The organism is Microbacterium sp. NPDC058345 (assembly GCF_042723855.1).
In the GTDB taxonomy this organism is placed as follows: domain Bacteria; phylum Actinomycetota; class Actinomycetes; order Actinomycetales; family Microbacteriaceae; genus Microbacterium.
The window spans coordinates 854,754-868,692 of sequence record NZ_JBHXIG010000001.1 but is presented as its reverse complement, the minus strand read 5'-3'; the positions used below and the strand labels follow the sequence as shown (position 1 = coordinate 868,692).

Below are 13,939 nucleotides of genomic sequence, written 5' to 3'. Positions count from 1 at the left end.
TCCGCCTCCCGAGCCGGGGTGCCCGAGACGGCGACCCTGCGCACCGCACCGGCGCACAGGCCGCCACGCCAGACCCTCTGGGCGAGGGTCGCCGGTGCGTTCGCCATGTTCCGCAACGGCAAGTCGATCACCGGTCTCGTGGTCCTGGGCTTCTTCGTGCTGGTCGCGGTCTTCGCCGATGTGCTCGCCCCGTACTCGCCGACCAAGATCGACAATTCCGCGCGGCTGCAGCCGCCGTCGGCCGCCCATTGGCTCGGCACCACTCACATCGGCGAGGACGTTCTGAGCCAGGTCATCCACGGCACCCGCGGCATCATCGTCGTCGGGTTCCTGGCCGCGGTGATGGCCACGGTCATCGCCATCATCATCGGCGTGATCGCCGGGTACCTGTCCGGGTGGAAGAGCGAGGCGCTCTCGGCGCTCACGAACGTCTTCCTGGTGATCCCGGGTCTTCCGCTCATCATCATCGTCGCGTCGCTGTTCGAGGAGCCGCCGCTGGTGCTCATCGCCGCGGTGCTGGGGCTCACCGGCTGGGCGTGGGGTGCGCGGGTGCTGCGGGCGCAGACGATGTCGCTGCGCAACCGCGACTTCATCCAGGCCGCGCGTGCCAACGGAGAGCCGCTGCGCCGCATCATCACGATGGAGATGCTGCCGAACCTGATGGCCCTGATCGCGGCGAGCTTCGTCGGCACCGTGACCGCAGCCATCCTGGGACTCACGACGCTGTCGTACATCGGCGTCATCCCCGTGACCACCTACAACTGGGGCACCATCCTGAACTGGGCGTCGGCTCAGGGGGCATTCGCGCAGAACCAGTGGTGGTGGTACCTGCCGCCGGGATTGTGCATCGCCGCCATCGGCGTGGCGCTGGCGCTGATCAACTTCGGCATCGACGAGTACGTGAACCCGCGGCTGCGTTCGGCGGGCGAGCGGGCACGTGCCATGAGGAAGAAGGGGCTCGACGTCAACGATGCCGTGACGGCGGTGCGCCCCGATACGAGAGACACGAACGAGAACACGAAGTGATGAGCTCTGAGACCCTGACCCTGCCGTACCTGGACACCTCCCTCCCGACCGCCGAGCGCGTCGCCGACCTGCTCGCGCGCATGACGCTCGAGGAGAAGGTCGGGCAGATGCTGCAGCTCGACGCGAGGGACGACCTCGACGACCACATCCTGCGCCGCCACGCCGGATCGATCCTGCACACCTCGCCCGAGCGCATCGTGCGCGCCAATGAGCTCACCGCGCGAACCCGGCTGCGCATTCCGCTGCTGGTCGGTGAGGACTGCATCCACGGGCACTCCTTCTGGCCGGGAGCGACCATCTACCCGACCCAGCTCGGCATGGCGGCCTCGTGGGACGCGGCGCTGGTGGAACGGGTCGCGCGCGCCACCGCGGTCGAGGTCGCGGCCACCGGCATCCACTTGACGTTCTCGCCCGTGCTGTGCATCGCCCGCGACCTTCGCTGGGGCCGGGTGAACGAGAGCTTCGGCGAAGACCCGCATCTGATCGGCGAACTCGCCGCGGCGATGGTGCGCGGCTACCAGGGCGAGGGCCTCGACGACCCCACCGCGATCCTCGCCACCGCGAAGCACTTCGCGGGGTACTCCGAGACGCAGGGAGGCAGGGATGCCAGCGAGGCGGACATCTCCCGCCGAAAGCTGCGGGCGTGGTTCCTGCCGCCGTTCGAGCGCGTCGCGCGGGAGGGATGCCGGTCGTTCATGCTCGGCTACCAGACGATGGACGGCGTGCCGATCACGACGAACGGCTGGCTCCTCGACGACGTGCTGCGGGGCGAGTGGGGCTACACCGGCACCCTCATCACGGACTGGGACAACGTCGGCCGCATGGTCTGGGAGCAGCACGTGCAGCCCGACTACGCGCACGCCGCCGCAGCCGCCGTGCGCGCAGGCAACGACATGATCATGACCACTCCCGGCTTCTTCGAGGGCGCCCTGGATGCGGTGGCGCAGGGCCTGATCGAGCACACCGCCTTCGACCGCGCCGTCGGACGCATCCTCACCCTGAAGTTCGACCTCGGCCTCTTCGAGGATCCGCGTCTGCCACAGGACGGACTCGAGAAGGTCGTCGGCTCGGCCGAGCATGCGGCGCTGAATCTCGAGATCGCGCGGCGCTCCGTGGTGCTGCTGGAGAACGACGGCACACTGCCGCTCGCACCCGTGCCCGAGACCCGCGTCGCTGTCGTGGGTCCGCTGGCCGACGACGCGCAGGAGCACCTCGGCGACTGGGCCGGGGGATCCGGCCAGGCGGGATGGCTCGACGGGCAGCCGCGCGAGATGATCACCACCGTGCTCGACGGGATGCGAGAGGTCGCACCGTGGCAGGTCGTGCACGCCAGAGGCGCCGACATCTGCACGCTGGAGCAGGACCCACGCGGGGCGACGTTCCCCGACGGGCAGCCCCGGCCGCCGGTGGTGCGCGCCTGTCAGCCGGACGAGTCGCTGATCGCCGAGGCCGTCGCCGCAGCATCCGGCGCCGATGCGGTCGTCGCGGTGGTGGGCGACCGGGTCGGACTCTACGGAGAGGGGCGCTCGACGGCGACACTCGAACTCGTCGGCGGGCAGGTCGCGCTGCTCGATGCGCTCGTCGAGACCGGCACGCCGGTCATCGTGGTGCTGCTCGCGTCCAAGCCGCTCGTGCTGCCGCCATCGGTCGAGCGCGCCGCCGCGGTGCTGTGGGTCGCCAACCCCGGGATGCAGGGCGGACGTGCGCTCGCCGAGATCGTCGCCGGCGTCGTCGAGCCATCGGGGCGCCTGCCGATCTCGTTCGCCCGGCACGCCGGCCAGCAGCCTACGTACTACAACCAGATCCGGGGGCAGCACGGCGACCGCTACGCGGACCTCACCCAGTCGCCCGCCTGGGCGTTCGGCGAGGGACGGTCGTACACGACCGTGGAGTACCGCGACCTCGAGATCGAGCAGGCCGCGCTCACGGCATCCGACACGGTCGTGGCGCACGTCACCGTCGCGAACACGGGGCATCGGCCGGCGGTCGAGACCGTCCAGGTCTATGTGCGTGACAGCGTCACCAGCGTGAGCTGGGCTGACAGAGAGCTCAAGACCTTCCGGCAGGTGACGGTCGCGCCGGGTGCGTCCGTTCGGGTGCGGCTGGAGCTGCCGGTCTCCGCATGCACGATCGTCGACGCGTCAGGCGATCGGGTCGTCGAGGCGGGCTCGTTCGCGCTGCTCGTGGGCCCGTCATCGCGGCAGGAGGCGCTGCTCAGCGCATCGTTCGACGTGCACTGAGTACGCGGCATTCGGGATGCCGTGCACCCCCGATGCCGCGAGACCCGGAGGCCGCGAGACGTGCCTTGGCGCACGAGACGGCACGTTCTGACGCGTGTCTCATGCGGAAAGGCACGTCTCGCGGATCGCTGACGGGCGAACGGCGGCTCAGGCCCGGGTGAACCAGGCTGCCGTGTTGGGCGGCAGGGCGGTGCCGTCGAAGTTCTCGCTCTGCACGACGAAGGTCACGCCCTCGCCGAGCTCGATCGGCGTCTCGCCGAGGTTCGCGATGACGTGCAGGTCGCCACGGCGGAACGCGACGGCATCCGCTCCGGCATCCTCCCAGACCAGCGAGCCGGTGCCCAGTGACCGCTCGCGGCGGAGCTCGATGAGCCTGCGGTACAGGTTCAGCGTCGAGTCGGCGTCCGTCTCCTCGACGTCGCGCGCGAACGTCGCCCACTCCGCCGGCTGCGGCAGCCAGGAGGCGCCGGTGTCGTTGAACCCGAACGCCGGAGCATCCGCCGACCAGGGCAGCGGCACGCGGCATCCGTCGCGGCCGTAGCGCTCGCCGTGGGTGCGGAACCACGTCGGATCCTGCCGGAACTCGTCGGGGATCGCCATCGCCTCGGGCAGGCCCAGCTCCTCGCCCTGGTAAAGGTACGCCGAGCCGGGCAGCGACAGCATCAGCGTCGTGGCCGCGCGGCCGCGTGAGAGCCCCACGACGGGGTCGGGCTTGCCGGCCGACTTCGGGCCGATGCCCTCGCCCTGCGGGTTGTCGGCCGTGAGCGCCAGCCGCGAGGCGTGCCGCACCACGTCGTGGTTCGACAGCACCCAGGTGCTCGGTGCGCCGACCTTGCCGAACTGCTCGAGCGACTCGCGGATGACCTCGCGCAGCTCGGCAGCGTCCCACGGGGTCATCAGGTACGGGAAGTTGAAGGTCTGGTGCATCTCGTCCGGCCGCACCCACAGGGCGGTCTTCGCGAGCGTCGGCAGCCACGCCTCGCCGCACAGCGCGCGGTCGCCGTCGTACTCGGCGAGCACCTGATGCCAGTCGCGGTAGATGTCGTGCACACCGTCCTGACCCCAGTACGGCACGTACTCCTCGCCGCCGCCCATCGAGTCGGCGTCGGCGACGGGGGCGTAATCGGGCAGGCCCGCCTCCTTGACCATGCCGTGCGCCACGTCGACGCGGAAGCCGTCGACGCCGCGGTCGAGCCAGAAGCGCAGGATGCTGCGGAACTCCTCCTGCACCTCCTCGTTGGTCCAGTCGAAGTCGGGCTGGGTCGCATCGAAGATGTGCAGATACCACTGGCCCGGAGTGCCGTCGGCCTCGGTCACGCGCTCCCACATGCCGCCGCCGAACACGCTCTCCCAGTTGTTCGGAGGCAGCTCGCCGTTCTCGCCCTTGCCGTCACGGAACACGTAGCGGGCGCGCTCGGGGCTGCCCGGGCCGGCCTGCAGCGCCTGCTGGAACCAGGCGTGCTGGTCGCTGGAGTGGTTGGGCACGAGGTCGACGATCACCCGGATGCCGCGGGCGTGCGCCTGCGCGAGCATCTCGTCGAAGTCGGCGAGGGTGCCGAACAGCGGGTCGACGTCGCGGTAGTCGGCGACGTCGTAACCGGCATCCTTCTGCGGGCTGGTCATGAACGGGCTCAGCCAGATCGCGTCGATGCCCAGGCTCTTCAGGTCGTCGAGGCGGGCCGTGATCCCCGGGAGGTCGCCGATCCCGTCGCCGGATGCGTCCGCGAACGAGCGGGGATAGATCTGGTAGATGACGGCGGTGCGCCACCATTCCGAGCCGGGTGCCGCGGACTGTTCGAGTTGTTCGAGCTGTGCCATGCGACCAGGCTAATGCACGCGCTCACCGCTCGACGGCGCGGATCGAATCGGTTCGATCAGGATGCGGGCAGCACGACGTTCAGCGGCGGCTCGCCGGCCAGCATCCGCTCGATCTGGCGACGGACGAGACGTGCGATCCGCGGGTTCATCGCCGTCGACGCCCCGCCGCCGTGCGGGCTGATCAGCAGGCCGGGGGCGGTCCAGAGCGGATGCTGCGGCGGGATCGGCTCCTGCTCGAACACGTCGAGTGCCGCGCGGATGCGGCCCTCGCCCAGCGCGGCGACCAGGGCATCCGTGTCGACCAGCGACCCGCGGCCGACGTTCACCAGCAGGGCACCCGGCGCCATGCGGGCGATCTGCTCGGCACCGAACAGATGCTCTGTCTCGGCGCCGCCCGGCAGGCTCAGCACCACGATCTCGGCTTGGGGCAGCAGATCGGGCAGCTCGTCGATGCCGTGCACATCGACGGAGCCGATTCCCTCGACCTGCTCGGTGCGGGCGCTGCGGGCCACCGCGGTCACCGACGTCTCGAAGGGGATCAGCCGCCGGGCGATGGCCGTGCCGACGCCGCCGAAGCCCACCAGCAGCACGCGCCGGTCGGCCAGGCTGTCGGCGAACACGGGCTCCCACTCACCGCGCGCCTGTGCCCGCACGAACCGCGGCAGCTCTCGCTGCGCCGCGAGGATCAGTGCGAGCGCGAGCTCAGCGGTCGAGGCCTCGTGCACGCTCGCGGCGTTCGCGAACGTCAGGCCCGACGGCAGGTGATCGGCGACCCCGTCGTAGCCGATCGACTGACTCTGCACCAGGCCGACCTCGAGGCCTTCGAGCGCGCTCAGCGCATCCGATCCGCCCATGTACGGAGGCACGACGATGTCGATCCGCCTCGAGGGCGCAGGGGAGGAGAAGTCCCAGATCTTCAGCTCGACGCCGTCGGGCACATCGCCCAGGTTCGCGGCGAGACGGTCGGTGGGAACGGTGACGAGAAGGCTCACACCTCGACCCTATCGGCGGCGGCACCGCGCGGCATCGCCTGAGGACGTGACGGCGTTCAGTCCGTGCGGATGCTGAGCACGGTCGTGCGCTGCCCGCCCGCCTCGAAGCGCACCGGCATGCCGGGGTGCGCCAGGGCGAACCAGAACGTCGCCGAGGGTTCCTCCTCGGTCGCCTGTCGGTCGTAGCGCAGGCATTCGAGCCGCCCCATCGGCAGATCGATGTGCTCCGTCGACACCCGGGTGCCGTCGATCGGGAAGGCCGCGTGCTGCTGCAGTTCGCGCCAGGTGACACGATTCGAGGAGATCTGCTCGGGGGCGTCCGCGCGCCACTGTTCGAGGGTCGCGCCCTCGTCATCGCCGTCGCGGAAGCGGTTCAGCCGCTCGAAGCTCGTGCCGTCGGCAGACTCGACGAGAAGGCGGATCGTCTTGCCGCCGCGACTGGACGCGCGGATCTCCGCCGCGGTGAACGGGGTGGGCAGCAGTCCGGGCCCCAGCACGCGGTCGTCGTCGGCATCCGATGCGCTCATGCCACCATTCTGCGCGGGCGACGTCGCGCCTGCCACGCCGGATAGAGGACGTGCCGGATGCTGTCAACCGCGCTGCCTTCCCCACGGCTCACCGATACGGTCGCGACATGGAACGACGGGCGCGCGACATCATCAGGCAGACAGCGGTCATCTCGTCGGCGGGCTTCATGCTCGTCGCCGCACTCTTCGGCTCGGGCGTGTTCGGCCATGACGCGGTCAGCGAGCAGCAGAACGGGTCGCTGTCCGACCAGGGGTCGTATCTCGCCCCGGCCGGACCGGCGTTCTCGATCTGGTCGGTGATCTACCTGGGTCTCATCGTGTACGTGATCTGGCAGGCGCTGCCCGGTCAGCGCGACGACGAGCGGCAGCGCGCCGCCGGCTGGTGGATCGCGGCGTCGATGGTGCTGAACGGGCTCTGGCTGGTGGCCGCCCGCTTCGGGCCGTTCTGGTCGACGGTGCTCGTGATCGTGCTGCTGCTGGTCGTGCTCGCACGGGTGATGATCCTGCTCGGGCGGGCGAGCCCATCCAGCTTCGCCCAGCGGGTGCTCCTCGACGGCGTCAACGGGCTGCACTTCGGTTGGGTAACCATCGCCACCGTCGCCAACACCGCCGCCTGGCTGACCTCGATCGCGCCCGACGCGTGGGGGCGGCAGGCCGACATCTGGGGCGTGGGCGTGCTCGTCGCGGTGGCGGTGATCTGCTCGGCGAGTGCGTGGGTGCTGAGGCGCATCGTGCCCGCCCTGGCCTCGGCGTGGGGCCTGGTCTGGCTGGCGGTGGGGCGCTTCACCGATGAGCCGCGGAGCACGGTGATCGGCGTGACGGCCATCGTCGTCGCCGGCGTCATCGTGCTCGTCGCCGCCGTCGCCGCACTCCGGCGGTCGCGGCGCGGAGCCGCCGTGCGCCGCTGATACCGCATCCGGAACGTGATCGGGCGTACTCTGGCGGCACGGAGCAAGGAGGCATCATGACGATTCCCGAGATCAACTACTGGGCCGTGCTGCTCGCGATGGCGTCGACCATGGTCGTCGGATCGATCTGGTACACGCCGAAAGTGTTCGGAACGCGCTGGGCGAAGCTCGCGAACGTCGACATGGACCGGCCAGGATCGACCGCGGTCATCCCGATCATCACGACCGTGATCGTCAGCTTCATCACGGCCTGGGTGCTCGCCGGCGCGACATCCATCGCCTGGCACTTCTATGAGGGCGCGTACTTCTGGGCCGCCGTGGTGACCGGTGTCACGCTGTGGGCCGGCTTCACGGCGGCGCGCTTCATCACGCACGACGCCTTCGAGGGGCGCTCCACCAAGCTGACCACGCTCAACATCGCGCACGAGCTCGTGACGGTCCTGGTGATGGCGATCATCATCGGCGTCTGGCCGCCCGCCGGCATCTGACCCTCGCCCCACCATCACGCGCCGCCGAGACCCACGCTCGCCGAGACCCCCCGGTATGGACGTCGATACCCGGGGGTGTCGGCGGAAACCCGGGGTGTCGGCGAAACGGGTGACGCGTCGAGCGCCGAACGCGGCGGGCGGCGGCTACGCGGCGACGCGTGCGATCGCGGCGACAGCGCTCTCGAAGAAGCCGAGGCCGTCGACGCCGGAGCGCATGGCGACGCGGGTGTCGGGACCGAAGCCGGGCTCGGTGGCGTGCTCGGGATGCGGCATGAGGCCGACGACGTTGCCGCGCTCGTTGGTGATCCCGGCGATGTCGCGCAGCGATCCGTTCGGGTTGACGCCGGCGTAGCGGAAGGCGACCAGCCCCTCGCCTTCGAGCCGGTCGAGCGTCTCTTCGGACGCGATGTAGCCGCCCTCGCCGTTCTTCAGCGGGATCACGATCTCCTGCCCCTGCTCGAACGCGCTCGTCCAGGCGGTGTCGGCGTTCTCGACCGTCAGCTTCTGGTCGCGGCGCACGAAGTGCTGGTGGTCATTGCGGATGAGGCCGCCGGGCAGCAGGTGCGCCTCGACGAGCATCTGGAAGCCGTTGCAGATCCCGAGGATCGGCATGCCGGATGCCGCGGCATCCTTCACCTCGGCCATGATCGGCGAGAGAGCCGCTATCGCGCCCGAGCGCAGGTAGTCGCCGTAGCTGAAGCCGCCGGGCAGCACCAGCGCGTCCACGCCCTCGAGGTCGTGTGATCCGTGCCAGAGGGCGACGGGCTCGGCGCCGGCGAGGCGGACCGCGCGCTGTGCGTCGCGGTCGTCGAGCGAGCCGGGAAAGGTGATGACCCCGATGCGTGCGGTCACTGCGCCACCTCGACACCCACGACGTCCTCGATGACCGAGTTCGAGAGCACGTCCTCGGCGACGCGGCGGGCCTCGGCGAGTAGCTCGTCGGTGACCTCTCCGTCGACGGTGAGTTCGAAGCGCTTGCCGATGCGCACCTGGCTGAAGCCCTCCACGCCCAGTCGGGCGAAGGCGCCCGAGACGGCCTTTCCCTGCGGGTCGAGCAGTTCGGCCTTGGGCATGACGTCGACGACGATGGTGGGCATAGCGGGCTCCGTATGTCGCGGGCGGGATCGGTGTCAAGTCTACCCGGCACGGAGGTCATGCCCGGACGGATGCCGCCCCCTCTGCGAGCACCCATCCGGACACGTCGAGCGATCCCCATCACGCTCGAAAGCCACGCGTCCGCAGGTCCGGGCGCGCGGCAGGGCCCTTCACGAGAAGGTTAGAGTCATCGGGCGGGGGCGTGCATCGTGGAGAGTGGAGGCGGTGCCGACTCTCCAACACAGGCGACCGGGCATCAGGGGGAACAGGATGAAGCTCAGCGAGCTGGCCGCGCAGAGCGGTGTGCGCACGTCGACGCTCAAGCACTGGATACGCGTGGGCATCCTTCCGCCGGGGGAGCTGCGCAACAAGACCACCGCGGTCTACGAGCAGCACCATGTCGACCGGGCGCAGCTGATCCTGCTGATGCGCGACGACTTCCGCGCCTCGGTGGCGGACATCCGTGCCCTCACCTCGCTCATCGACGACAAGGACGCCGACACGCTCGAGGTGATGAACGCCTGCCAGGCGTTCGCGCTGGGCACCCCGGCGGACATCGCGGACGCGCCGGAGCTCGCGCCGTTCCGCGAGCGCACCCATGAGCTGATGCGGCGGCGAGATTGGCGCGGGTACCCCGGCGCCGCCGAGCAGGGGCTCGCCCATGCGCTGTGGCAGGCGGCCGCCGTCGGGCTCGACTACGACGTGGATGAGCTCATGGAGTACGCGGACGCCCTCGAGCCGCTCGCCGGACGCAACGTGGCGGCTCTCGGTCCCACGGGCTCACGCGATCAGATCGCGCGGCGGATGCTGCTCGCGGTGCACGCCCGCGCCCGGCAGCTGCAGGCGGTGAGCAGTCTCGCGCACGCCGCGGCATCCATCCGCGCCGCGATCGAACGCGAGCACGCTCCGGCCGACATCGCGAGGCCGCCCGCCGCGCGGTGAGCCTCGGTCAGGCGGAGTGGAAGACGGTGTGCAGGTCGCCGATCAGATCGCGGCCGCCGAGGCCGTCGATCTCGAACAGCACGCTGATGCCGGCGACGGAGTGGCCGAGCCGCTCGACGAGGTGCACTCCGGCGGCGAGCGTGCCGCCGGTGGCGAGCACGTCGTCGATCAACAGGATGCGGGTGCCGGCGGGCAGGTCGTCGTGCATCTCGATGGTCGCCGTGCCGTACTCCAGGGCGTAGTCGACGGATGCGGCGGGGCGGGGCAGCTTGCCCGCCTTGCGGATCGGCACGAGCCCCACGCCGGCGGCGATCGCGGCGGCACCGGCGAGGATGAACCCGCGCGCCTCGATGCCGGCGACGACGTCGAAGGTGCCGGCGAACGGCTCGAGCAGGGCGTCGGTCGTGGCCTTCAGGGCATCGGCGTCGGCGAGCAGGGGAGTGATGTCGCGGAACAGGATGCCGGGCTCGGGATAATCGGCGACGGAGCGGATCAGTGCGGCGGCACGAGCAAGTTCGGGATTCACCCGCCAAGGCTACCCGACCCGGATGGACGTCTCCGGTCTGCCGTCCGCGGCAGCATCCGCGAGCGCGGCGCAGCGGGCGACGGCATCCCCGAGCCTGGTGGGAGCGCTCTCAAGCGATCATGGCATCATGAGAGCATGACCCGATCCTTCCCCGACGACTTCCTGTTCGGCACCGCGACGGCGGCGTACCAGATCGAGGGCGCCGCCTTCGAAGACGGCCGCACCGCATCCATCTGGGATGCGTTCGCGCGCGTGCCCGGTGCGGTCGTGAACGGCGAGACCGGCGACGTCGCGTGCGATCACTATCACCGCTACCGCGACGACGTCGCCCTGATGAAGGACCTCGGGCTGCAGACGTACCGCTTCTCGACCTCGTGGTCGCGGGTGCGACCCGACGGCGGCCCGGTGAACGCGAAGGGCCTCGACTTCTACAGCCGGCTCGTCGACGACCTGCTCTCGGCCGATATCGTGCCGTGGCTCACCCTGCACCACTGGGACATGCCGCAGGCCCTCGAGGAGCGCGGTGGCTGGACGAACCGCGACGTGGTCGATCGGTTCGTCGACTACGCGCTCAGCGTGCACGACGCGCTCGGCGACCGGGTGCAGCACTGGACGACCATGAACGAACCGTGGTGCTCGTCGTTCCTCTCCTACACGGCCGGGGTGCACGCGCCGGGGCGCACCAGCGTCCGCGACGGCCTGCTCGCGTCGCACCATCTGCTGCTCTCCCACGGCCGGGCGGTGCAGGCGCTGCGCGAGCGGGCGCCGGAACTCGATCTCGGCATCACGCTGAATCTCACGGTGGCCGAAGCCGCCGACATCGCCGACCCGGTGGACGTCGACGCCGCCCGCCGCATCGACGGCCAGTTCAACCGCTGGTTCCTCGACCCGATCTTCCGCGGCAGCTATCCGGCGGACATCGTGCGCGACATCCGCGATGTGGATGCCGAGGCGGTCGCCGCCTGGCAGGACGCCGTGCACGACGGTGACCTCGAGGCCATCTCGACTCCGCTGGACGCGCTGGGTGTCAACTACTACCACGGCGAGCTGCTGTCGGGGCACCCGCAGCAGGGGCAGGGCGACCCGCATCAGACCGAGGGGCAGCAGCGCGAGACCGCGTCGCCGTTCCCGTCGCACGAGGGCATCCACTGGGTCGAGCGGGGCCTGCCCCGGACCGGCATGGACTGGGAGGTGCAGCCCGAGGGGCTCACCCGGCTGCTCGTGCGCCTCAGCGAGGACTACGTCGCGGGTGTGCCGATGTACGTCACCGAGAACGGCGCAGCGTACGACGACGTCGTGACCGAGGACGGCGAGGTGGCGGATGCCGAGCGCGCCGAGTTCCTGCACGCGCATGTCGCGGCGACGCTCGATGCGATCGAACAGGGTGTCGACGTGCGCGGCTACTTCTACTGGTCGCTGATGGACAACTACGAGTGGGCGTGGGGCTACGCGAAGCGCTTCGGCATCGTGCGGGTCGACTACGACACCCAGCAGCGCACCGTGAAGCAGAGCGGCCGGGAGTACGCCCGCATCATCGCCGAGCGCGCGGTGCGCCCGTCGACCTTCGCGGCCGGCTGAGCGAGGCGCGGCGACGCGACGAGGCGCCGGCAGGAACAGAGCATCCGATGATCCGCCCGACGATCGAAGAGGTGGCCGCCCTCGCCGGCGTCTCACGGTCCACCGTGTCGCGTGTGGTGAACGGGGCGACCGCTGTCAGCCCCGCGGCGCTCGAGGCGGTGCAGCGGGCGATCGCCGAGCTCAACTACGCCCCGAACCGCGCGGCGCGCTCTTTGGCCAGCAGACAGGCCCACGCCATCGGGCTCGTCATCCCCGAGGACGTCGCGCGCTTCTTCGGCGACCCGTTCCTGGCGGAGGTCGTAACCGGCGTCAACGGCAGGCTGGCCGACTCGGACCACGTGCTGAACCTGCTGATCGCCAGCGACGACGGTGACAAGATGACGCGCTTCGTGCGCGATGGCGGCGTCGACGGCGCCATCATCGTCTCGCACCACACCAGCGACACGTTCATCGACCGGATCATGGACGCCGTGCCCGTGGTGTTCGGAGGGCGGCGCGCCGACGGCCGCGTGACCGATTGCGTCGTGGATGTCGACAACCTGCAGGGCGGCCGGACCGCGACCGAGCACCTGCTCGCGCTGGGCCGGCGCCGCATCGCGACGATCACGGGCCCGCTCACGATGGCCGTCGGCCTCGACCGACGTGACGGCTACCGGGCCGCGCTCGCCGCGGCAGGGCTCGAGCCGGCGGGGGAGATCGACGGCGACTTCCGCGCGCAAGGAGGGGCGGACGCTGCGCGCGCGCTGCTCGCGCAGCCGGAGCGGCCCGACGCGATCTTCGCGGCCAGCGATCTGATGGCGCGCGGCGCCCTCGACGTGCTGCAGTCCGCGGGCCTGCGCGTGCCGGACGACGTCGCCGTCGTGGGCTTCGACGATTCCGCGGTGGCCGCGGCGTCGGCGTTGACGAGCGTGCGGCAGCCGATGCTCCGACAGGGGGAGGTGCTGGCCGAACTCATGCTCGATCTGCTGGCCGGGCGCCCCACCCCGGCGCTGACGGTTCTGCCCACCGAGCTGATCGTGCGGGAGTCCGCTCCGGCGCTGTGAGCCGCCGCGGGGGTTCTGCGCGCACGCTGGAGCGGCGCTTGCCCCAGAGCCGTGCGGGCCGCACGTGGTTCGTCAGCCGGATGCTACGCCTTCCCCATCCGCGCGAAGGCGCCGAGCACGGTGCGCTCGGAGGTGGTGAGGTAGCGCTCGAGCTCGCCGGCAGCGGCCTCGGGGCCGTGCTCGAGCAGGGCGGTGAGTACGGCACGGTTCTTGCGCACGAAGGGCTCGTGCAGCGCACGGGGATCGTCGATCTCGAGGAACACGAGCCGCAGTTCTGCGGCCACGTCGCGGTAGGTGCGGGCCAGACGCGGACTGTCGGCGAGAGAGACGATCGCGACATGGAACGCCATGTTCGCGCTGCCCACGCGGCGCCAGTCCTCGGCGGGCAGGTGGGCCTCGGCTTCCGCGAGCGAATCGCGCATGAGCTGCACCGACGGATGCTCCGGCTCGGAGTGCCGCAGCGCCGTGCACTCGATCACCCGCCGAGCACGGTAGATGTCGATGACGTCGGCGATGGTCGGCGAGGCCACCGACACTCCGCGGTGCGGGATGTGCTCCACCAGCCCCTGCTCGGCGAGCACGCGGAACGCCTCGCGCAGCGTGTTGCGTGACACCTCGAATCGCTCGGCGAGCGCCGACTCCGACAGGCGCGAGCCGGGCGCGAAATCGCCGTCGATGATGCGTTCGCGCAGCACATGGGCGAGCGGGATGCGGGTGGGCATGGCACCAGCGTATGCGTTCGGCGCGGTCGACGTC

General features: G+C 70.7%; 14 protein-coding genes. 7 read left to right on the top strand and 7 right to left on the bottom strand.

Going from position 1 to position 13,939, the window contains the following annotated elements:
• Nucleotides 1-18 precede the first annotated feature (18 nt).
• A complete protein-coding gene (locus tag ACFWH5_RS04095) occupies nt 19-1,026 on the top strand; it encodes an ABC transporter permease (protein ID WP_378833533.1) in 1,008 nt (335 codons plus the stop codon).
• A complete protein-coding gene (locus ACFWH5_RS04090) occupies nt 1,026-3,266 on the top strand; it encodes a glycoside hydrolase family 3 N-terminal domain-containing protein (protein ID WP_378832069.1) in 2,241 nt (746 codons plus the stop codon). The genes ACFWH5_RS04095 and ACFWH5_RS04090 overlap by 1 nt, the downstream gene beginning before the upstream one ends.
• 147 nt (nt 3,267-3,413) lie before the next feature.
• On the opposite strand, the gene ACFWH5_RS04085 is transcribed toward ACFWH5_RS04090, so the two are convergent.
• From ACFWH5_RS04085 to ACFWH5_RS04075, 3 genes are read right to left on the bottom strand one after another with little or no spacing between them, the layout of a single operon-like run.
• Complete coding sequence (locus ACFWH5_RS04085; RefSeq protein ID WP_378832067.1) at nt 3,414-5,084, bottom strand: glycoside hydrolase family 13 protein; 1,671 nt, start codon at nt 5,082-5,084, stop codon at nt 3,414-3,416.
• 56 nt (nt 5,085-5,140) lie between these two features.
• A complete protein-coding gene (locus ACFWH5_RS04080) occupies nt 5,141-6,076 on the bottom strand; it encodes a 2-hydroxyacid dehydrogenase (RefSeq protein WP_378832064.1) in 936 nt (311 codons plus the stop codon).
• A gap of 56 nt (nt 6,077-6,132) precedes the next feature.
• Complete coding sequence (locus ACFWH5_RS04075; RefSeq protein ID WP_378832063.1) at nt 6,133-6,603, bottom strand: hypothetical protein; 471 nt, start codon at nt 6,601-6,603, stop codon at nt 6,133-6,135.
• A 107-nt stretch (nt 6,604-6,710) separates the two neighbouring features.
• Here ACFWH5_RS04075 and ACFWH5_RS04070 point away from each other — a divergent pair, with 107 nt between their 5' ends.
• Nucleotides 6,711-7,511, top strand: a complete 801-nt coding sequence (locus ACFWH5_RS04070; protein ID WP_378832060.1) for a tryptophan-rich sensory protein — start codon at nt 6,711-6,713, stop codon at nt 7,509-7,511.
• A gap of 56 nt (nt 7,512-7,567) precedes the next feature.
• Nucleotides 7,568-7,999 carry a DUF1761 domain-containing protein gene (locus tag ACFWH5_RS04065; protein WP_378832058.1) on the top strand — a complete coding sequence of 144 codons (432 nt, stop codon included), beginning with the start codon at nt 7,568-7,570 and terminating at the stop codon, nt 7,997-7,999.
• Nucleotides 8,000-8,143: 144 nt separating this feature from the next.
• Here ACFWH5_RS04065 and purQ read toward each other — a convergent pair whose 3' ends face one another.
• Nucleotides 8,144-8,851 carry a phosphoribosylformylglycinamidine synthase subunit PurQ gene (gene purQ, locus ACFWH5_RS04060; protein WP_378832056.1) on the bottom strand — a complete coding sequence of 236 codons (708 nt, stop codon included), beginning with the start codon at nt 8,849-8,851 and terminating at the stop codon, nt 8,144-8,146.
• The gene (gene purS, locus ACFWH5_RS04055; RefSeq protein WP_285629749.1) at nt 8,848-9,096 is read right to left on the bottom strand and encodes a phosphoribosylformylglycinamidine synthase subunit PurS; all 249 of its coding nucleotides are present in this window, start codon (nt 9,094-9,096) and stop codon (nt 8,848-8,850) included. The genes purQ and purS overlap by 4 nt, the downstream gene beginning before the upstream one ends.
• A gap of 268 nt (nt 9,097-9,364) precedes the next feature.
• On the opposite strand from purS, the gene ACFWH5_RS04050 reads away from it, so the two are divergent.
• Complete coding sequence (locus ACFWH5_RS04050) at nt 9,365-10,036, top strand: MerR family transcriptional regulator (protein ID WP_378832054.1); 672 nt, start codon at nt 9,365-9,367, stop codon at nt 10,034-10,036.
• Nucleotides 10,037-10,043: 7 nt separating this feature from the next.
• Here the strand turns inward: ACFWH5_RS04050 and ACFWH5_RS04045 are convergent, their stop codons facing one another.
• A complete protein-coding gene (locus tag ACFWH5_RS04045) occupies nt 10,044-10,562 on the bottom strand; it encodes an adenine phosphoribosyltransferase (protein ID WP_378832052.1) in 519 nt (172 codons plus the stop codon).
• Between the two features lie 135 nt (nt 10,563-10,697).
• Between ACFWH5_RS04045 and ACFWH5_RS04040 the strand changes: the two genes are divergently transcribed.
• Nucleotides 10,698-12,140, top strand: coding sequence for a GH1 family beta-glucosidase (locus ACFWH5_RS04040; protein WP_378832049.1), 1,443 nt, complete (start codon nt 10,698-10,700; stop codon nt 12,138-12,140).
• Between the two features lie 47 nt (nt 12,141-12,187).
• The gene (locus ACFWH5_RS04035; protein WP_378832046.1) at nt 12,188-13,183 is read left to right on the top strand and encodes a LacI family DNA-binding transcriptional regulator; all 996 of its coding nucleotides are present in this window, start codon (nt 12,188-12,190) and stop codon (nt 13,181-13,183) included.
• An 83-nt stretch (nt 13,184-13,266) separates the two neighbouring features.
• Here ACFWH5_RS04035 and ACFWH5_RS04030 read toward each other — a convergent pair whose 3' ends face one another.
• Nucleotides 13,267-13,905, bottom strand: coding sequence for a GntR family transcriptional regulator (locus tag ACFWH5_RS04030; RefSeq protein WP_378832044.1), 639 nt, complete (start codon nt 13,903-13,905; stop codon nt 13,267-13,269).
• Nucleotides 13,906-13,939 lie beyond the last annotated feature (34 nt).